A 19,617-nucleotide genomic window follows, 5' to 3' on the forward strand; every position below is an offset into this window, starting at 1 on the left:
ATTATTCGCCGTTCCCTTTCATTTTCCTGCTTTTTTCCCAAAAAAATTTTGTCGAACTTCCGAGATAAAGTATAAAGAGCCGGCAAACACAATGATATCATTTGCACTTGCACGTTTGATCAGTTCATGGTGTCCTTTTTTCCAATCGCTGAAGACTTCTGCATCCAGCGAAACTTGCGTAGGATCTGCTGCTCTTGGGTGGGAAAACGACGTCATGATAAAGTTGGCAGGATCCAAAGAGAGCAAAGGGGCAAACAGCGTTGACGGATCTTTTTCCTGCGTAAAAGCGGTTAAAATATGAAGCGTCCGGTCCGGATACATTTTTATAAGAAAACGCGCCAAATGTTCGATCCCTTCCGGATTATGTGCGCCATCCATAAGCACGGACGGAGACGCTTGCACTTTTTCAAGCCGGCCCGGCCAAAAGGCTTTTGCCAAACCTTCTGCAAGTGATTGTTCATCAATAGGTAAGGACAGGTAGACCCGCAGATAATCAGCAATCATGACTGCAAGGGCGCCATTCTTCAGTTGATGCTCCCCGCGCAGGAACACATGCAAGTTCTTGTAGCAATGAAACGGGGTGCGTACGGAAAACGTTCCTCCATCCTCATCCATGGAACTACCAAGCATTTCATACTGCTCTTGAAATGCGTAATACGGCGCGCGCATCTCCTTGGCTCGAGCACGGATGATCGTTGATGCTTCCGGATCCTTACTAGCAGTGATTATTGGGACGGCAGATTTGATAATTCCTGCTTTTTCTTTGGCGATATCGGCAATTTCCGAACCGAGAATGTGCATGTGATCTTTCCCGACGTTCGTGATTGCACTTAGAATTGGTTGAATGACATTCGTCGAATCCAAACGTCCGCCAAGCCCCACTTCCCATAAGACGATATCGGGAACGGAAATTTTGGCAAAATACCAGTTCGCGATCACTGTTAAAATTTCGAATTCCGTCGGAGGGCCCCACTCCGTCTTTTCAAGGGCAAGCGCGTGGGGCGCAACGGCACGTGCCGCTGAAATGAAGTCTTCTTGCGGGATGGGGGTGCCGTTTACACTGATGCGCTCTTCAAACTGAATGATGTAGGGGGAAGTAAACGTTCCTACCTTCAACCCCGATGTTTGTAAAATCGATTGTACATACGTGAGCGTTGACCCTTTTCCATTCGTTCCGCCAATATGGACCGACAGGAGACGGCGTTCGGGATGGTCGAGTGCCGCCAATAAGTGTTCGACACGCTCAAGTCCCGGCTTTATTCCGAATGGACGATGGCTTTTTAACCACGTCAGCACTTCATCAAATGTATCCATCCATACTTGCTCCTTATTTGTTTTTCGTCAACTCGTTTATTTGTTCCATAATCGTTTTGCGTTTCTCAACATAATCCGCATGCTTTGCCCGTTCCTTTTCAACAACGTCGGGAGGGGCATTCGTTACAAAACCTTCGTTAGCAAGTTTTTGATTCAGACGCTCGACTTCTTTATCCATTTTTTCTTTTTCTGTTTGCAGCCGTTCCAGTTCCGCGTTGATATCGATGAGCCCTGCTTGCGGGATATAGAGCTCCACGCCGCTTAACACATGGGAAATCGCCTGATCCGGCACTTCGAGGTCCATGCTGATCTTCAGCGTTTCCGGGTTACAAAAATTTTCTAGATACGGTTGCCCGCGCAACAATCGTTCTTTTGCATCCTCGGAGGTCGGTTTTAAATGGAGCGGGATTTCTTTCCTCGGCGGAACGTCCATTTCCGCCTTGGTATTGCGAACCGTACGAATGACCGTTTGATACAATTCCATATCCATCAGCGCTTCTTCATCGATCCATTGTTCATTTGCTTTCGGCCACGCTGCGCGTGTAATCGTTTCTCCGTCGTGCGGGAGATGCTGCCAGATTTCTTCGGTTAAAAAGGGCATGAATGGGTGCAAGAGGCGTAATGTTTCATCCAGCACATGGGCGAGCACCGAGCGTGCCGCTTGTTTTTCTTTTTCATTTTCTCCGTAAAGGGGGAGTTTTGCCATTTCAATGTACCAATCGCAAACATCATCCCAGATAAAGTTGTAGAGCGCCCTTCCGGCCTCTCCGAATTCGTAGCGATCCATCATTTGGGTCACGTGGGAGATGGTCTGTTGCAATTTCGTGAGAATCCAACGGTCGGCCGTTGCCGTCACTTCACTCAAATCGATATCCTTATGCGTCATTCCTTCCATATTCATGAGCGCAAATCGGGAGGCGTTCCAAATTTTATTGCCGAAATTCCAGTTTGCCGTCACCTTTTCCCATTGAAACGTTAAATCATTCCCCGGTGAAGTACCTGTTGCCAATGTGAAGCGCAGCGCGTCTGCCCCATATTGTTCCACTACATCCATCGGGTCTACCCCATTTCCGAGGGATTTGCTCATTTTTCGCCCCTCTGCGTCACGGACAAGCCCATGGATCAACACATCTTGAAACGGACGCTCGCCCGTAAATTCCAAGCCTTGAAAAATCATGCGGGAAACCCAGAAAAAGATAATGTCATAGCCGGTCACAAGCACATTGGTCGGATAAAAGTAGGTCAAATCTTCCGCTTCTTCATCCGGCCAGCCCATCGTTGAAAACGGCCAAAGCGCCGAGCTGAACCACGTGTCGAGCACATCGTTATCTTGCTCCCAGTTTTCGCTGTCAGCGGGCGCTTCTTTTCCGACATGCATCTCTCCAGTTTCCTTATGGTACCAAACAGGAATCCGGTGACCCCACCATAGTTGTCTGGAAATGCACCAATCGCGAATGTTTTCAAGCCATTGCAAATACGTATGCTCAAAGCGGGGCGGGACAAAATCGACTTTTTCACTTTCTTCACTTTGCAAGTCAATAGCCGCTTGTGCCAAAGGTTTCATATCCACGAACCATTGGGTGGAGAGATACGGTTCGACGACTGCTCCCGAACGTTCGGAATGGCCGACGGCATGCATGTGCGTCTCAATTTGAAAAAGTGTGCCCACCTCTTGCAAATCCCGGACGATCGTTTTACGGCACTCAAATCGATCAAGACCCTGGTAATCCCTAGCGTTTTCGTTCATGATGCCCGCTTCATCCATCACTAACACTTGGGGCAGATCATGACGCTCCCCCATCTCAAAGTCGTTCGGGTCATGCGCCGGGGTGATTTTCACCGCACCCGAACCAAATTCACGTTCCACGTATTCATCAGCAACAATCGGGATCTCCCTTTCAACAATCGGCAAAATCACCGTTTCCCCGATCAATGCCTGATAGCGTTCATCATCCGGATGCACCGCAACTGCCGTATCTCCGAGCATCGTCTCCGGGCGGGTTGTTGCCACTTCTATATGGCCTTCGCCATTTTTTAATGGGTATTTCATATGGTACAGTGCGCCTTCGACCTCTTTATATTCCACTTCGATATCGGAAAGTGCCGTTTGGGCAGCCGGGTCCCAATTGATAATATACTTCCCCGATAAATGACGCCTTTTTCATAAAGCCGGACGAATACTTCCCGAACGGCATTGGAAAGGCCATCATCAAGCGTGAATCGCTCTCGCGTGTAATCGAGGGACAAACCGAGCGTCGCCCATTGTTCACGAATAAAATTCGCATATTCTTCTTTCCAATCCCAACTGACGTCAAGAAATTTTTCACGTCCAAGATCATGGCGGTTTTGCCCCTTTTCTTTCAGGTGGGCCTCCACTTTTGCTTGGGTGGCAATCCCAGCATGATCCATCCCCGGCAGCCAAAGCATATCACGGCCTTCCATTCGCTTTTGGCGTGCAATAATGTCCTGGAGCGTCACATCCCATGCGTGTCCGAGATGAAGACGACCGGTCACATTCGGAGGGGGAATCACAATCGAAAAAGGTTCTCCTTGGCGTTCTCCCTGTGTCGTCGCTTCAAAATAACCATTATTTACCCAAAACGGATACCATTTCGCTTCCGTCCGTCTTGGATCATATTTCTTTTCCATATCTGCCATTTTTTAAAGCCTCCTTAAAATGTTAGAAAACTAAGGTTTTCGCCAAGCTTTATGGCGAACAGCCTTAGTTGCACTTATGTAGGTAAGAAAGTTGATTTATACTTTCTTACCTACCAAAAAAGCGCTTCCTCCCTCAAAGGACGAAAGCGCTCGCGGTACCACCTTTGTTTATGAACGTTGATTCATACACTTGGATAGCTGTAACGTAGCCAACGGCCGTTCTTACTTTTATTCGGAACAGCAGCTACACAGACGACTTCAGCATGAGAGCTCCCGGAACCTTCCAGCCGTGGATTCCTTCTCTGAAGAGAGATCAGCGCCTACTCCTTCCGTTTCATTGCTTTTGGTTTACCTCATTATTTTCCTTTATTCTACGCAACCGAAACAATTTCGTCAACGAAGGAAATAAAAGGTATCAGCCCCTATTCCCCACACATAGGATGTATTAATGATGATAAACGTTTGGCTTTTCCCCCGACATGTTATGTTTTTTGATTGCACAAGGAAAGGGGAAGGAATCTGTCATGACACGCCATTATTATAAACCGCCACCCGGATATGGAAAAAAACGCCCACCCTCGTTTTTTAAGTGGCGGTATGCCGCTGCACAAATCTTATTGATCATTATTTGCTTTCAAACGATACGAACGATTTTTTTGCCTACGACGTTTGATGTGCTTCTATTAGTCATTCTTGTTTCTTCTTATTGGTATTTCCGAAAAAAACCATATTGATACGTTTCTCGTACAAGCCGGTGAAATGTCTTCGGCCCGTTGCCACGCTACTGTCCGTTACACAGGTGTCGTTCTGGACACTTCGAGTATTTCCATCACCCTCATGAAAACCAATTGCGCAACATCCTTTTGCTTTCGGGCTCCGTAACCCTTTCCTGAGAACCGGAAGCTTGGCTTCCATTCGGTTTCGGGCACTATAAGCCGTTCATGGCAACCGTACGCCCAGCTTTTTTCATATTTAGGCATCATAGTTCGATTATTTGCAAAGGGCTTGGCGCCTACATAAAAAACGACCATGCCGGACTAGGAACTTTGCATGGCCGCTTCCTGTTTTTCCTTCCATTGCATCATTTGTAGCAAATAACGCAAACTGCTTAATTTGGATTCCAACATCGCCGTCCATTGATGTTCCGCATAGCGCAGAGGTTCTGTCGCATACGCTTGCGCAAACGCCAATATCGGTGCAGGGGTAAGCATGAGCGCTTTTAAAAGGCCGGTGTCTGCTTCCCCCCAGCTAGGCCCGTGGGCTTCATATGTGCCAAAAAGCTGTTTGCTCTCCAACGGATCGAAAGGATAGTGACAGGCCAAATCTTGATAAAAATAGGCAAGGTCATATGCAGGATGCCCGGGACCGCTCGTTTCCCAATTCGTAAACCACGCATTTCCATCCGCAGCAATAAGCCCATGTTCCAACGAAGGCCGGCCATGACAAAAAGCAAAGCGATATCCCTCTTTTTCCTTGACTTGCCGCGCCCATTTCTGAAACCCTTTTTTCATCTCCCCAAACATCATTTCATAAAATGGATACCCGTTTAAAAAGGTAAGCTCAAATGGGGAAAGAAACCTGGATTGTTCAAACTGGTCAGCCAACCGGTTCATTAGCAATTGATCTTGTTGCCAACCCTGCTGCACTTCGTTTTTGTACGTGGACAGTTCGTCTTCGGTCATATCCTCTTCGTCTTCGGAAATTTTATGATTAAGGGCAAGAATCGTTAATAGTCTAAGTTCTTTTGGGGGCGGAGACATTAGCGGTTGTTCCTCAACCCAAGGTTCCAGATAAAAATAATGACGATTCGTTTCAAACATAGACATATCACCCCTCCTATTCGTAAGAGGGATGATACCTTTCATGCCTGCACGCTCCGCATATCGTAAGTGATGAAGAAAATGTTCACGTTCCTGCGGCGTCTGTTCCCACCGTTTCAGCGCAAATAGGCCATCTTGCGTTTCGATTTTAACAACGCGTTCACTCTGCCAATCCCAGTGTGCATTTTGAAGACCGACTTGAATTAAAAGTTCTTCAATCCCGTCATTCATTCGCGGATTGCACCGGGATATAAATAATTTCCCCTTGATCAACGTGATTGATGTCCATTCTGTTCCATCTGAGCAACTGTTGGACTGTACATTCATAGCGATCGGCAATGGTATCCAAGGACTCGTTCTCTTGAATGATACACATCCGCATTTTCGTAAAAGATTCCCGATCGTCACTTCCCAACATTTCCGTCAGGTAAAGGGCATTATCCCGCTTGTTTGTTTTTGGTGTCTCCTCGTCATCGGCCGGTGACGCATCTTTTCCCTCGTCGTTAGCCTGTACGACCTCATATTCCGATACTTCTTCTTTTTCCGGCTCGGCATTGGAATGATCGGCATCACCCCTTGACAGTATGGTTTCTTCCATTTTCTGTAATTTTTCCGGCACCGATTCTTTTTGCGTATCAACGTCGGTTTGCTCTTCTTCCGCGGGAGCCTCGTCTTCGATTTCCGGTTCCAGTTGTTCAAAATTCAGGGCCGGTCCTGATTCCTGTTCTTGTTCTTCTTCCTCTGTATCCTCACGTAACGCCTCGGTATCATCAGAGGGCGGATGTACATCCTCATCCTTGGGTAGCGGTGCTTTCACTTCGTGTGTGAGCGTTGGGAACCCTTCCGGTGTTGGGCTGGATTCTCTATTTGTATCCTCGCCCTCCTTCATACCCGTAATGGTTACGTCAGCTGTTAACTGGATGCAACTTGGTTCCGGCAAATCATAATCAAAACTGTCGATTTGAACATATAAATCATCCAAACTTTGAATACGATGGAGCGGGATGGTTACATCGACGGGAAAAAAATGCTTGATCTCCCGTTCTCCAGCATCTGTCGTGCTCAAACGATCCGCCGTTTGCGGTACTTCCCCTTGCCTTTGGTTATCATATGTGTCATCTTCGTTGTTTTCATAAGGTTGATACTTGCCGACGAGATGTAATCCTCCTTTAATGAGCACTTCATGATTATCCTCTTGCATCGTAATTTCCGGCTCTAATTCCAATCCGAGAATGGATTGAATACGCTCGCCTTGATCAAGCCATATCGCTTCTTCAAGGTTGAAAGATAAAGCTGATGGTTGTTCTTGGGTCACGGTTTGTTCCCCCTCTTCGTTAAAAATACGTCCGTCCCACCGTTTTCTCGTACGCTACCAACGTATGTGTCCGAATGGGCGGTTATGACTGGTTTCTTCAGTGATGGTGGGGAGGGGGACAATTATTTGTTTATCATAAGAGCGTATCGGGTAGATATAAATAGGGGTTGCAGAACAACTTGCAGCTATCAGCTGAAACCGGGATGTCGCTTCCATGGCTTCGCTTTCCGCGGACGAACGGGCAAGCCTCCTCGCTAAAGGCGCTGCGGGGGCTTGACACGTCCGTTTTTCCGCTGGAGTCTCGCCATTGCAGCTTCATCCCTCCGTACGTTGCCAGAAGTGCAAGGGTTTTTGCTTATAAGATGGATTTCCTTGCATCCAGTTTTGGCAACACCAACGGAAAATGCTTATGTGCCAGTCTTTTTCCGTTATTCAGCAGTCCCTAAATAGGCATATTTGGAATCAGGAGGATTTTTAAATGTCTGAAAAATTGTACAAAGTAGATCTTTCCAAGTCTATGGACAAGCAGGAAATACCCGGTCATAACCGCTGGCATCCGGATATACCGCCTGCATTTAGCGTCAACCCCGGCCAACAATTCAAAATGGAGTGTTTGGACTGGACAGATGGACAAATTAACAATAACGATGATGGGACAGAAATTCGGGATGTCAATTTAAATCGCGTGCACGTATTAAGTGGTCCCGTGGAAATCAAGGGGGCGGAGCCAGGAGATTTACTTGTCGTCGACATTTTAAACATCGGTGCATTTGACGAACATCCATGGGGATTTAATGGAATATTTGCTAAAGAAAACGGCGGGAGTTTTCTTGTGGATCATTACCCAGAAGCAAATAAATCAATTTGGGATTTTCACGGAATCTATACGACATCCCGGCATGTACCTGGGGTAAAATTTGCCGGCGTTATTCATCCGGGCTTAATCGGTGTAGCACCTTCCCACGACCTACTTATGGAATGGAACCGTCGTGAAGGGGCGCTCGTTAATGAAGATGAAAATCGCGTTCCTCCTTTGGCCAACCTACCTGATGAAGATAGCACCGTGCTTGGAACTTTAGAAGGAGAAGACTTCCGTCGAGTAGCCAAGGAAGGCGCCCGTACAGTACCGCCTCGGGAAAATGGCGGAAATTGTGACATCAAAAACCTTTCACTGGGATCCCGTGTTTATTTCCCTGTGTATGTTGACGGCGCGAACCTTTCGGTTGGTGACCTTCATTTCTCCCAAGGGGATGGCGAGATCACGTTTTGCGGAGGAATTGAAATGCCAGGTTGGATTGAACTGAAAGTGGATATTATTAAAAATGGTATGGAGAAGCATAACATCCAAAGAAATCCCGTGTTCCAACCCGGTCCCATGGATCCACAATATAGCGAATACCTCGTCTTTGAAGGAGTGAGTGTCCATGAAACCACAGGCAAACAGAGCTATCTTGATGCACATATTGCCTATCGTAACGCGTGTTTAAATGCAATCGATTATTTAAAAACATTAGGCTATACAGGCGAACAAGCCTATATGCTCCTGGGGACAGCGCCCATTGAAGGCCGAATCAACGGCATTGTAGACATCCCCAATGCATGCTGTACCGTATCGTTACCGACCGCTATCTTTGACAAAAATATCCTTCCGAAAAAAGAGTTGAATTGACGATGGCTTCTTATACCTTTCGATGTAAAGATTGTGGCGATTTCACAGAACACCATCATTCCATACAAAAGGAAAAGATTTTTTCCTTTTGTCCCCGATGTGAAGTTCGTTCGGAACGTCTTTATTTGCCCCCTCACACGTTCACGATGAACAAAACACTCAAAAATAAACTGGATCGTGGCTCAGAGCCCAAAAAAATGAGAAAAGAAAATATAACCGGTTCTAAGTTTACGTCGAAAAAAACCCAATCAAGCAGACCTTGGCAGTTAGGATGAACAGGAGAGAACAGGAACCCTTACTCTGAAGTGATTATGGTTCCCGAATACGAGTGCAGATCCCTTTTTCGGGTGCCATGAAACAACCATGACGACCAAAATCAATCGATGCAGGGCTCTTCGGTCACTATGAAGCGGTTATGGTGCCCGTAGGAGAAAATTCCCCTTTCGGCTGCATGAACCTGCAACCGACCTCCATACCGACCAATCGCCTGGATATACAAGGGCTATCCCCGTCATTTGAGGATAGCCCTTCTCTTCGTTATTTTCCAATTCTCGCAAATACCCGCTCCGCGGCGGTGATGGTTTGTTCAATAATGTCATCATCATGTTTTGTTGATAAGAACATTCCTTCAAATTGGGACGGAGCGATGGAAATACCTTCCTGCAACATTTCTTGAAAATATTGGGCGAATAGCTCCAGATCCGATGTTTTGGCCGTTTCAAAATTCTTCACTTGTTCGTTGGTAAAGAAGAAGCCCAACATCGAACCTGCCCGATTAATATGGTGAGGAAGTCCGTTCTTTTCTGCAGCTGCTCGCAGGCCTTCTTCCAATCGTGCGCCTCGCCGTTCAAATTGCTCATAATCATCTTCCCTCAATTGGGTCAACGTTTCATATCCGGCGGTCATCGCCAAAGGATTCCCTGAAAGCGTTCCTGCCTGGTAAATCGGACCTGCCGGAGCTATATGCTCCATGATATCGCCTCTGCCGCCATACGCGCCGACAGGAAGGCCACCACCAATAACTTTGCCCAACGTTGTCAGATCAGGAGTGACGCCAAATCTTCCTTGAGCGGAATGGTACCCAACCCGAAATCCACTCATGACTTCGTCAAAAATCAACAGGCTGCCGTAATCTTCCGTTACCTTACGCACGCCCTCGAGATAGCCTTCTTCAGGTGTAACGACATTCATATTGCCTGCAACCGGTTCGAGAATGACAGCCGCGATGTCATCACCAAACTTTTCAAATACAAGCGAAAGGCTTTCGAGATCGTTATATGGAACCGTAAGCGTTTGTGAAGCTGTCCCTTCCGGCACTCCGGGGCTATCCGGCAACCCTAACGTAGCCACACCGGAACCTGCTTTAATTAACAATGAATCCCCGTGCCCGTGATAACATCCTTCCATTTTCACGATCTTGCTTCTGCCCGTAAAACCGCGGGCAAGACGTAGGGCACTCATCGTAGCTTCCGTCCCCGAGTTCACAAACCGAACAATTTCAACGGACGGCACGCGATCAATGACGAGCTCGGCGAGGGCTGTTTCCATCTCGTGAGACGTGCCAAAGCTTGTCCCCAAAGCAGCGGTTTCCTGTAAACGAAGCACGACACGAGGATCTGCGTGCCCGAGGATTAGCGGTCCCCATGACTGGACATAATCAATATATGTTTGCTCATCCAGATCTGTAATGTAGGGCCCTTCCCCTTTATTCATATAAATCCCGTGATCCATCCCCACCGATTTGTATGCACGGACGGCACTGCTCACCCCTCCCGGCATGAGAGGTTCGGCTTTTTGAAATGCTTGTTTCGATCGTTCAAATGTACGCATTTTAACTACCTCCTTTTCGGGATTCCCCATTACGTATCGGATTCATTTATCCAACGGGCCATATCCTTGGCGAAATAAGTAACAATCAAGTCCGCACCTGCCCGTTTCATGCTCGTTAATTTTTCTATCACCGTTTCTTTTTCATCGAGCCAACCTTGAGCAGCAGCTGCTTTGATCATAGAATATTCCCCGGAAACATTGTAGGCGACGATCGGTCGGTTGACCGTGCTTTTCACATCACTGACAATGTCCAAGTAGGAAAGTGCCGGTTTCACAATCAAAAAATCTGCCCCTTCCCGGTCATCGGACACAGCTTCCCGAATGGCTTCGTTACGATTGGCGGGATCCATTTGATACGTTCGCCGGTCCCCAAACGACGGGGAACTATGGGCAGCATCCCGAAACGGTCCGTAATAAGCGGACGCATATTTTACCGCGTAAGACATGATCGGGGTATGGTGGAAGTTCGCTTCATCCAACCCGGCACGGATCGCAGCTACGAACCCATCCATCATATTCGAAGGGGCAATCACATCCGCGCCTGCTTCCACTTGGGAGACGGCAGTTTTTACAAGCAAACTTAATGATCTGTCATTTAAAATATTCCCATCTTCAATCACACCGCAATGCCCATGATCTGTATATTGGCACAGGCATGTATCTGCAATGATCGTCAGTTCCGGGTGCTCCCCTTTCAATTCCCGAATCGCACGCTGGACGATGCCATTTTCATTGTACGCGTTGCTCCCTAGCTCATCTTTCGTGCCGGGAACGCCAAACAACATAATGGCTTTAACCCCATGTTCAACAACATCATCGATTTCTTTTTTTAGCAAATCCAACGAATATTGATACACGCCGGGCATCGACGGAACTTCATGTTTCGTATCCGTTCCCTCAACAGCAAAAACAGGATAAATCAAGTCGTCTTTTTTGACTGCCGTTTCCCGGACGAGATCACGTAAAGAACTAGTCATCCGCAATCGCCGATGACGATCAAACTGAAGGTCACTCATTGGTTACTCACCTCAATCGTATAGTTTGAAACTCGTTCAGCCAAGCTTGCCAATGTATGGGGGAAAGCCGCTTCCACGTGGGAAAACCCCGCTTCTGAAGCGGCTTTTGCAGTAATCGTGCCAATACAAATGGCGGGCCACTTCGGAAAATCGGGTTGCATTTGCTTAAAAGCATGGACAGCGCTCGGACTCGTAAATGTTATGATCCCAACATTTTGCGTTTTTAAAAATGTATCCAACGCATGCGCGCTTTCTGTCCGTACCTCTGTTTCATAAATGGCAGGGTCTACGACTTTCGCCCCTCGGTTTGCCAAGTAGTCGGGAAGCACCTTTCTCGCTTGTTTGCTCTTCGGGATCAATATCGTCGTCTCCCCCGGGATGATCGCATCACCTAACCCTTCAGCAAGGGTTTCTGCCGTATATGTTTTTTCCGGAACAAGATCGACTGTAAATCCCTTGGAGACAGCAGCTTCTGCTGTTTTAGGGCCGACGGTGGCTACTCGGATATCCGCGCTCATCCATTCTTTTCCAGGCATCAAGCAAGCAAAGTAATAAACGGCATGCGCGCTCGTAAAAACAAGCCAGTCTACCTCACGTGCAGTCGGAATGTTTTCGCGTTCATTTAGCATTTGTTGTGTTACAACCGGGATATGCTTTACAGGTACAGACAACGCTTGCAAATGTGAGACTAGAGGATCTTCCCCTGCCTGATCTTTTTTCCCCCTGGTCACCAAGGCGATAGGGGCATGTAACGGCATGCAGACTACCCCTCCAGATCTTTTTTCACTTGATCGAGAATTTCTTTTCCGCCACGATCAAGAAGATTTGTTGCAATTATTTTTCCTACACGTTCCGGATCACTTCCGGTTTGCTCGTCCTGAAGCAATGTTTTGCCATCCGGAGAAGCCACAAGCGCACGCAATGTGATATCATTTCCTTTCTCCATCACCGCATGTCCTGCGACCGGCACCTGGCAACTACCCTCCACATTTTTTAAAAATGCCCGCTCCGCTGTTATCGTGCGCGCAACCTTCTCATCATGGATATGTTCCAGCAATGCCAGTATGTCTTTGTCCCCGGCTCGGCATTCAATCCCGAGTGCACCTTGACCGACGGATGGCAAACTATTCTCCGGTGCCAAATATTCGGTGACTATTTCTTCGGACCAACCCATTCTCGCCAAACCGGCAGCAGCCAAAACGATGGCATCAAAATCTTCCTCTTTCATTTTCCGCATCCGTGTTTCAATATTACCGCGAATCCATTTCACTTCCACATCCGGGCGCGCAGCGAGAATTTGCGCTTGGCGCCGCAAACTGCTCGTGCCGATCACTGCGCCTGCCGGAAGCTCATGAAGTTTTTTTTCCGATTCAGAGATTAATACATCGCGCGGGTCTACCCGCTCCGTCACCGCGCCGAGGACGAACCCTTCCGGAATGACCGAAGGGATGTCCTTCATGCTGTGAACGGCGAAGTCAATTTCTTCGTTTTCCATCGCCTTTTCGATCTCTTTAACGAACAGCGCTTTCCCGCCAACTTTTGATAGCGTCACGTCAAGAATCCGATCGCCTTTTGTCATGATTTTTTTCAATTCAAACTTATAGGGGAGCCCTAATGCTTCCAATTTCTCTTTAACCCATTCTGCTTGCTTGAGTGCCAGGTTGCTTTTCCTTGTTCCGATTACGATTGTTCTCATTATTTTCCTCCTACACACTCCATATGTGAAAGCTTGACCATTCACTCGTCAACAAATAATTAGCGAGCAATACTAAAAATCCGAGCATGTTATAAAAAGCCATGCCATACCCTTGTTTTCCTTTTACCGCTTTTTGATATAAGTAACCGCCATAAAAAACCAACACAGCTAAAGAGCCGAGAACCTTCGGGTCAAATAGAGGAACTGTTTGCAATCCTTCCCCGCTGTGCGCCCATATAAATCCAAGAATAACGCCCAATAACAATAACGGATACGCGCACATCGTCACTGCGTATGAAAAGCGATCCAGTTGATTCAGGCTCCCAAACCTTAACAATCGTTTCCCCCAATTTTTGTTCTTCAGCATTTGGTGTTCAATTAAATACAAAATCGAGCAAGCAAAAGCAACGGTAAAACCGGCATATGAAAGAATGATTAATGTCACATGCAGAATTAGCAGTTCGGAAGTGAGGATATCTTCCCAAACCGGAGAAAGATTGTCGGTAGGAAAAAACAGACTTACAGACATCAATGAAAAGCCTACCACATTCATAAAAAAAACAAGGAAATCAACACGAAAATAAAAATTAACAAGTAAAGATAGGGTAACCATTGCCCACGCATAAAAGAATAACCCTTCAAAAGGGGTTAATAGCGGGAGACGTTCAAACTGAAAAGCACGCAATACTAAGAAGATGGTCTGCAACACCCAGACGATAGAAAGGAACCAGAAAGCCAAGCGGTTGGCCTTCCGGTTATTCTGGAGAAAATCAATAAAGTACCCAAACACGCTCAAGCTATAGAGAATGATCGTCAACACATAGATGATATTTGAGGCGGCCAATCGAATTTATACCACCTTTACTAAAAAACTGATCTAAACGGTTGCATCCCGTCCATAATACGGCTCATTAGAACTTCCTTGCATAACGAATGATGCCTGTTCATCATCCTGCTTTTCTTCCGGCGCAGATTGTGCTTCTTTCTGGGCTTCTTCGAGAATTTTCAGCGCTTCCGCTTCCTTTGCTTCCGCGACTTCATCTTCAAGCCCGAAGATTTCCGTGAATAACGCCAGAGCATCTTCCCTGTTCTCTTCAGCTGCCATTTCCTTGGCGCGAGTAATCGGTTCTTTTAGAATTTGATTAACGATGCTTTTTGTATGTTTGCGCAAAACCTTACGTTCCCGTTCATCAAGGTCAGGAATCTTACGCTCAATACTCTTCATCGTTTCGGATTGGATCGATAAAGCTTTTGTACGCAGTGCAGAAATCACGGGAACAACACCGAGCTCGTGGAGCCAATTCTTGAAGACCTCGATTTCTTGTTTCAACATCGCTTCAATTTTGGCAGCAGCTGTTTCTCGTTCTGCCATATTCGCCGCAACGATCCCTTCGAGATCATCGACATCATACAAGTAGACATCTTCAAGCTTTCCAAGCTCCGGATCAATGTCACGGGGAACCGCGATATCAACCATAAACAATGGCCGCCCTCTCCGTTTTTTGATGATGTCCTCGACATTCTCTCTTTGCAACAGATATTGATCCGAACCGGTTGAAGAGATAAGAACATCCGTATCGAGAAGTGTGTTTTCCATCTCTTCCAACGAACGGGCCTGCCCTTTCACATGGTCCGCAAGTTCCTCCGCACGTGCATAGGTACGATTCATAACTGTAATCGTTTCGGAACCATTGGCGCGTAAATGTTGCGCCGTCAATTCACTCATTTTGCCGGCACCGAAAACAAGCACATGTTTGCCTGTGAAATCTCCAAACATTTGCTTTCCGAGTTCAACAGCAGCATAACTCACCGACGCCGGTGTATCATTAATCTCCGTTTCCTTATGTGCCCTTTTGGCAAAGGTGATCACCTGGCGGAACAATTGGTTAAAAACCGTCCCTGTTGCACCAAGCTTTTGTGCGGTACGAAAGCTTGATTTCACCTGTCCGAGGATTTGGGTTTCGCCAATAACCATGGACTCCAATCCTGTGCTTACGCGCATAAGATGAACGACAGCATCATCGTTTTCCCGTACGTTCAACACGTGTGAAAACGAGTCTTGAGGTGCATCAAACCATTGGGACAAAAATTTCTTCGTAAAGTGCCGACCGGTATGAAGCTGGTCAACAACGGCATAAACTTCCGTACGGTTGCATGTAGATACGATCGTACACTCAAGAATACTCTTCATTTCTCGCAATGTCCCAAGCGCCTCGGGCAAATCTTCATCATCAAAAGCAAATTGCTCACGCAAATCAACAGGGGCATTTTTATAATCGATGCTAGCGACAATGATGTGCATTTATATCTTCACCCCTACATCTTTATTCGAAAAACTTGACCGTCTGCCAAGTATCGATAGCGGCAATCATTTACCTTAAGCTATTATAACACGAACATACTTGTCTCTCGTTTGGAAAATGTGAACAAGCACTGAAAGGATATGTTACGATAATCTTGCTAGCAACTTTATTGAAACACATTTGCTTCCCGGTTCGCAAACTTCTCGTTTCTCCCGGTGGTAAGCGCCCGTAAAACTCCCGCTCAAACCCGTAAGCAGAAGTTAACGGGCGACTAACACCCTGATTCGTTCAACTAGCCATCAGAGGGAAAGTGCACCCTCTGATGGAAGTTTCACTTCACTCGCTATATAGAGTGCCCAAACATTGCCACAAGCATGCGTATGTAGAAAAATTAAGCAGACCAAAACAGCAGCATTGGAGCGTTTTTTATGAAAAGCAGTCAAATTTTTCCGGGGATGGTTTTTATCGGCGCCGGGATCTATTTTCTTACAAACATATTTGCTCCCGCAGTGGCCGCTCAATGGATGACGTGGGAAACATTGTTAATATGGTTAGGGCTTGCCCTCTCCATTGACGGTTTTCTTTCAAAATCAGGATCGGCTTTGTTGCCGGGCATCTTTATGGTCGGAATTGGGGTACATTTTCATGCTACCTTCATTTACCCAAACTGGCCGAGCCACATCGGCATTCTAGCAACGTTTCTCGGTATTGCCTGCTTGATTGCTTTTTTGAGAACAAAAAAAGACTTTCTTTTTGCAGGTATTCTATCGGTCGGCATCGGGGGATTGTTCCTCTTTTTTGAACCGGTCGTGGAGCGTATTGCAGAAGCATCGGAATCCTTTTCATTTATTTGGCCGCTTCTTTTGCTAACCCTCGGCGTTTTTTTATTATTCAAGAGAAAAGGAAAGAGAAATCGAAAAGGAACCTTCCGAAGAAGGTAGTTGATGAAGACAAGGAGAGGCTCCGGTTTAGAACTCCCCAAGCGCGCGAATGAAGCCCCAAGCCTCTTCTTTCCCCTCCCGGGTTTCCGCAGAAAACAACACATGCTTATCTTCCGGAAAGGGGTCCATTTCATTAATGACCTGTTTGACGTGTGCGGTTCGTTTTGTCTTTTTCAGTTTATCCATTTTTGTGAGCACGAGAATGATGGGGAGTTGATAATATTTTAACCAATCGTACATCATCAAATCTTGCTCCGAAGGGGAATGACGGGCGTCTAGGAGCAAGACGACGCCTTTCAATTGCGGGCGTGTTTGCAAATATTCTTCGATCATGCGCCCCCAGAACGCCCGCTCTTTTTTTGACACTTTCGCATACCCATAGCCGGGAATGTCCACGAAATGGCAGACATCGTTAATGTTAAAAAAATTCAATGTCCGTGTTTTTCCGGGCTGTTGAGAGGTATACGCCAATTTCTTTCGTTGGGTGATCGTATTGATGAACGATGATTTCCCTACATTGGAACGGCCGGCAAACGCAATTTCCGGAAGGCCCGCCTCCGGATACTGCTCGGGACCAACTGCGCTAATGATAAGTTCGGCCTTATTCACTTGCATGCGGACGGCCTCCCAGTGCATATTGAATGACCTCATCTAGGTGGGAGACGAGGGAAATGGAAATGTCAGTCCGAATGCTTTCGGGAATATCTTCCAAATCCTTTTCGTTGTCTTTCGGTAAAAGAATCGTTTTCAACCCTGCGCGATGAGCGCTCATTGCTTTCTCCTTTACGCCGCCAATGGGAAGCACCCTTCCTCGCAACGTGATTTCACCGGTCATGCCGACTTCTTTTTTTACCGCACGGCCGGTCAAGGCGGAAATGAGTGCAATCGCAATCGTAATCCCGGCAGATGGACCATCCTTCGGTGTCGCCCCTTCAGGCACATGGATGTGAATATCGGTATTTTCATGAAAACGTTCATCAATCCCCAATTGCCCGGCACTGGTACGAATGTAACTGAATGCCGCGCGCGCGGATTCTTTCATCACGTCGCCGAGATGTCCGGTAAGCGTAAGTTCCCCTTTCCCTTTCGCTAGTGAAACTTCGATGGAAAGGGTATCGCCTCCGGCGGTCGTATACGCAAGCCCCGTCGCTGCTCCGACTTGATCGTTTTCTTCCATTTGTCCGTAGCGCACCTGCGGTTTCCCGAGCATGTCTTCCAACGTGTTCAGCGTGACGACCACTTTCTTCTTTTCTCCGGTAACAATTGTTTTTGCTGCTTTTCGGCAAATGCTTGCCAATTGCCGCTCCAAATTTCGCACTCCGGCTTCTCTCGTATAATAGCGAATCACTTTTACTAAAGCATCTTCTTTGATTTGCAGATGGCCTTTGGTAAGCCCGTGCCGTTCCAATTGTTTCGGCAATAAATAATCGGTGGCAATTGCTGTTTTTTCGATTTCCGTGTAGCCGGCGATATTGATGGTTTCCATACGATCGAGCAATGGTGCCGGAATCATCGAGGCATTATTAGCCGTTGTAATGAACATGACATTGGAAAGATCATACGGTTCTTCAATGTAGTGATCGCCAAACGTGTGATTTTGTTCCGGATCCAACACTTCCAGAAGGGCAGACGACGGGTCACCGCGAAAGCCGCTTGCCATTTTATCCACTTCATCAAGTAAAAAAACGGGATTCATGATGCCGGCTTTGTTCATACCTTGGATAATTTTCCCCGGAAGCGCACCGACATACGTTCGTCTATGTCCGCGGATTTCCGCTTCATCCCGGACACCGCCAAGGGATATGCGGACGAATTCACGGTTAAGGGCACGGGCTACTGATTTGGCCAAGGATGTTTTCCCTACACCGGGAGGGCCTGTTAGACAGACGATCGGACCTTGCATGGATTGGGTGAGCTGTTGCACGGCCAAATGTTCCAATACACGTTCTTTTACCTTTTCGAGTCCGTAATGGTCTTCATCCAACACGCTTTCCGCATTGGCAATATCCAAATGATCCGTCGTTTTCTCATGCCAAGGGATGGCTACAAGCCAATCAAGGTATGTACGGATCACCGAGCTCTCCGCTGAAGCCGTCGGGACCCGTTCGTAACGCGTTAACTCTTTATGCGCTTTTTCTTCTACGCTTTCCGGCATGTTCGCTTCTTCAATTTGCGTGCGCAGCGTTTCGACTTCGCCGCCTTTTCCCTCTTTATCGCCAAGCTCATTTTGGATGGCTTTCATTTGTTCCCGCAAATAATATTCTTTCTGTGTTCGTTCCATGGATTTTTTTACACGTTGACCAATTTTTTGCTCTAAATCCAACACTTCTTTTTCGTTCGTCAGAATATCAAGCAATTGTTGCAATCGACTTTCAACATCGACGGCTTCGAGAATCTCTTGCTTGCGCTCAATTTTTAACGGTAAGTGTGAGGCTATGGTATCGGCAAAATGATCGGGATCGTCAATCACGCGCACGGCTTCTATCGTTTCATCGGAAATTTTGCTCGAGGCTTTCGCGTATTGTTCAAAATGGTCATTAACCATCCGTTTTAAAGCTGTTATTTTTGATTGATTACCTTTTTCCGCAGCCAATGGTTCTATTTTTACTTCGTAGTATTCATCACCGTTTGTGACCTCATTGATCGTCGCCCGTTGGATTCCTTCAACGAGAATACGGGTCGTTCCGTTTGGCATTTTTAACATTTGTTTTACATAGGCGAGCGTGCCCATTTGATATAAGTCTTTTTTCGCCGGTTCTTCAACTGCCAAGTCAATTTGGCTTGCCAGCAAGATCCGTTGGTCACCTTCCATTACTTGCTCAATGGCACGTACCGATTTGTCGCGCCCCACGTCCAAGTGCAAAACCATTCCCGGAAAAACAAGTGCGCCTCGTAAAGGCAAAAGCGGGATTTTTTGACTGGTTTCCGTCGTCGGCATCGTCAACCCCCGTTCAGTTTATAATCATATGAGAAAGGAAAGGCAGGGCCTCCCGTTCTTTTGAATCGCTTCAATCAGTGACGGCATGATCTTTACTCGTAGGTTTCATTTTAGCTT

At 46.9% G+C, this 19,617-nt stretch carries 15 protein-coding genes, 1 pseudogene and 1 other annotated feature; of the genes and pseudogenes, 3 read left to right on the forward strand and 13 right to left on the reverse strand.

Features of this window, described 5'->3' with window-relative positions:
- Positions 1-18: 18 nt before the first annotated feature.
- Positions 19-1,314 (reverse strand): bifunctional folylpolyglutamate synthase/dihydrofolate synthase, encoded by a 1,296-nt coding sequence (locus HUG20_RS14275; protein ID WP_200085309.1) that lies wholly within the window; start codon positions 1,312-1,314, stop codon positions 19-21.
- Positions 1,315-1,327: 13 nt separating this feature from the next.
- Positions 1,328-3,972, reverse strand: a pseudogene (locus HUG20_RS14280) (valine--tRNA ligase).
- 133 nt (positions 3,973-4,105) lie between these two features.
- Positions 4,106-4,319 (reverse strand) — a binding site (T-box leader).
- 177 nt (positions 4,320-4,496) lie between these two features.
- On the opposite strand from HUG20_RS14280, the gene HUG20_RS14285 reads away from it, so the two are divergent.
- Positions 4,497-4,706 carry a hypothetical protein gene (locus tag HUG20_RS14285; protein WP_200085310.1) on the forward strand — a complete coding sequence of 70 codons (210 nt, stop codon included), beginning with the start codon at positions 4,497-4,499 and terminating at the stop codon, positions 4,704-4,706.
- A gap of 303 nt (positions 4,707-5,009) precedes the next feature.
- Here the strand turns inward: HUG20_RS14285 and HUG20_RS14290 are convergent, their stop codons facing one another.
- The 3 genes from HUG20_RS14290 to HUG20_RS14300 form a co-directional block, all read right to left on the reverse strand.
- A complete protein-coding gene (locus HUG20_RS14290; RefSeq protein WP_200085311.1) occupies positions 5,010-6,023 on the reverse strand; it encodes a protein kinase family protein in 1,014 nt (337 codons plus the stop codon).
- Positions 6,016-7,107 carry a stage VI sporulation protein D gene (gene spoVID, locus HUG20_RS14295; protein ID WP_200085312.1) on the reverse strand — a complete coding sequence of 364 codons (1,092 nt, stop codon included), beginning with the start codon at positions 7,105-7,107 and terminating at the stop codon, positions 6,016-6,018. Before spoVID ends, HUG20_RS14290 begins: the two co-directional genes overlap by 8 nt.
- Positions 7,108-7,240: 133 nt before the next feature.
- A complete protein-coding gene (locus HUG20_RS14300) occupies positions 7,241-7,426 on the reverse strand; it encodes a hypothetical protein (RefSeq protein ID WP_200085313.1) in 186 nt (61 codons plus the stop codon).
- Between the two features lie 159 nt (positions 7,427-7,585).
- On the opposite strand from HUG20_RS14300, the gene fmdA reads away from it, so the two are divergent.
- Positions 7,586-8,776, forward strand: coding sequence for a formamidase (fmdA, locus tag HUG20_RS14305; protein ID WP_200085314.1), 1,191 nt, complete (start codon positions 7,586-7,588; stop codon positions 8,774-8,776).
- Between the two features lie 537 nt (positions 8,777-9,313).
- Here the strand turns inward: fmdA and hemL are convergent.
- From hemL to hemA, 6 genes are read right to left on the reverse strand one after another with little or no spacing between them, the layout of a single operon-like run.
- A complete protein-coding gene (hemL, locus tag HUG20_RS14310) occupies positions 9,314-10,606 on the reverse strand; it encodes a glutamate-1-semialdehyde 2,1-aminomutase (protein ID WP_200085315.1) in 1,293 nt (430 codons plus the stop codon).
- A 29-nt stretch (positions 10,607-10,635) separates the two neighbouring features.
- Positions 10,636-11,622, reverse strand: coding sequence for a porphobilinogen synthase (gene hemB / locus HUG20_RS14315; RefSeq protein WP_200085316.1), 987 nt, complete (start codon positions 11,620-11,622; stop codon positions 10,636-10,638).
- Positions 11,619-12,380, reverse strand: coding sequence for a uroporphyrinogen-III synthase (locus tag HUG20_RS14320; RefSeq protein ID WP_200085317.1), 762 nt, complete (start codon positions 12,378-12,380; stop codon positions 11,619-11,621). Before HUG20_RS14320 ends, hemB begins: the two co-directional genes overlap by 4 nt.
- 5 nt (positions 12,381-12,385) lie before the next feature.
- Complete coding sequence (hemC, locus tag HUG20_RS14325; RefSeq protein ID WP_200085319.1) at positions 12,386-13,318, reverse strand: hydroxymethylbilane synthase; 933 nt, start codon at positions 13,316-13,318, stop codon at positions 12,386-12,388.
- 10 nt (positions 13,319-13,328) lie between these two features.
- Positions 13,329-14,162, reverse strand: a complete 834-nt coding sequence (locus HUG20_RS14330; protein ID WP_200085324.1) for a cytochrome C assembly family protein — start codon at positions 14,160-14,162, stop codon at positions 13,329-13,331.
- A 33-nt stretch (positions 14,163-14,195) separates the two neighbouring features.
- On the reverse strand, positions 14,196-15,620 hold the full coding sequence (gene hemA, locus HUG20_RS14335) for a glutamyl-tRNA reductase (protein ID WP_200085326.1): 1,425 nt from the start codon (positions 15,618-15,620) through the stop codon (positions 14,196-14,198).
- A 429-nt stretch (positions 15,621-16,049) separates the two neighbouring features.
- Between hemA and HUG20_RS14340 the strand changes: the two genes are divergently transcribed.
- Positions 16,050-16,562, forward strand: coding sequence for a hypothetical protein (locus HUG20_RS14340; protein WP_200085328.1), 513 nt, complete (start codon positions 16,050-16,052; stop codon positions 16,560-16,562).
- Between the two features lie 27 nt (positions 16,563-16,589).
- Here HUG20_RS14340 and yihA read toward each other — a convergent pair whose 3' ends face one another.
- Together yihA and lon are read right to left on the reverse strand one after the other, a co-directional pair.
- Positions 16,590-17,177: a ribosome biogenesis GTP-binding protein YihA/YsxC gene (yihA, locus tag HUG20_RS14345; protein ID WP_200085330.1), complete on the reverse strand. Its 588-nt coding sequence runs from the start codon at positions 17,175-17,177 to the stop codon at positions 16,590-16,592.
- The gene (lon, locus tag HUG20_RS14350) at positions 17,164-19,500 is read right to left on the reverse strand and encodes an endopeptidase La (RefSeq protein ID WP_200085333.1); all 2,337 of its coding nucleotides are present in this window, start codon (positions 19,498-19,500) and stop codon (positions 17,164-17,166) included. Before lon ends, yihA begins: the two co-directional genes overlap by 14 nt.
- Positions 19,501-19,617 lie beyond the last annotated feature (117 nt).

This window comes from Salicibibacter cibi (assembly GCF_016495865.1).
Taxonomy (GTDB): Bacteria; Bacillota; Bacilli; order Bacillales; family Marinococcaceae; genus Salicibibacter; species Salicibibacter cibi.

Bases quoted from the DNA above. Each gene is read 5' to 3' on its own strand.
- HUG20_RS14340 (WP_200085328.1), top strand. From the start codon at position 16,050: ATGAAAAGCAGTCAAATTTTTCCGGGGATGGTTTTTATCGGCGCCGGG.
- fmdA (WP_200085314.1), top strand. From the start codon at position 7,586: ATGTCTGAAAAATTGTACAAAGTAGATCTTTCCAAGTCTATGGACAAG.
- hemL (WP_200085315.1), bottom strand. From the start codon at position 10,606: ATGCGTACATTTGAACGATCGAAACAAGCATTTCAAAAAGCCGAACCT.
- HUG20_RS14290 (WP_200085311.1), bottom strand. From the start codon at position 6,023: ATGAATGACGGGATTGAAGAACTTTTAATTCAAGTCGGTCTTCAAAAT.
- hemC (WP_200085319.1), bottom strand. From the start codon at position 13,318: ATGAGAACAATCGTAATCGGAACAAGGAAAAGCAACCTGGCACTCAAG.
- HUG20_RS14285 (WP_200085310.1), top strand. From the start codon at position 4,497: ATGACACGCCATTATTATAAACCGCCACCCGGATATGGAAAAAAACGC.
- lon (WP_200085333.1), bottom strand. From the start codon at position 19,500: ATGCCGACGACGGAAACCAGTCAAAAAATCCCGCTTTTGCCTTTACGA.
- hemB (WP_200085316.1), bottom strand. From the start codon at position 11,622: ATGAGTGACCTTCAGTTTGATCGTCATCGGCGATTGCGGATGACTAGT.
- yihA (WP_200085330.1), bottom strand. From the start codon at position 17,177: ATGCAAGTGAATAAGGCCGAACTTATCATTAGCGCAGTTGGTCCCGAG.
- HUG20_RS14320 (WP_200085317.1), bottom strand. From the start codon at position 12,380: ATGCCGTTACATGCCCCTATCGCCTTGGTGACCAGGGGGAAAAAAGAT.
- HUG20_RS14275 (WP_200085309.1), bottom strand. From the start codon at position 1,314: ATGGATACATTTGATGAAGTGCTGACGTGGTTAAAAAGCCATCGTCCA.
- HUG20_RS14300 (WP_200085313.1), bottom strand. From the start codon at position 7,426: ATGAAGCTGCAATGGCGAGACTCCAGCGGAAAAACGGACGTGTCAAGC.
- hemA (WP_200085326.1), bottom strand. From the start codon at position 15,620: ATGCACATCATTGTCGCTAGCATCGATTATAAAAATGCCCCTGTTGAT.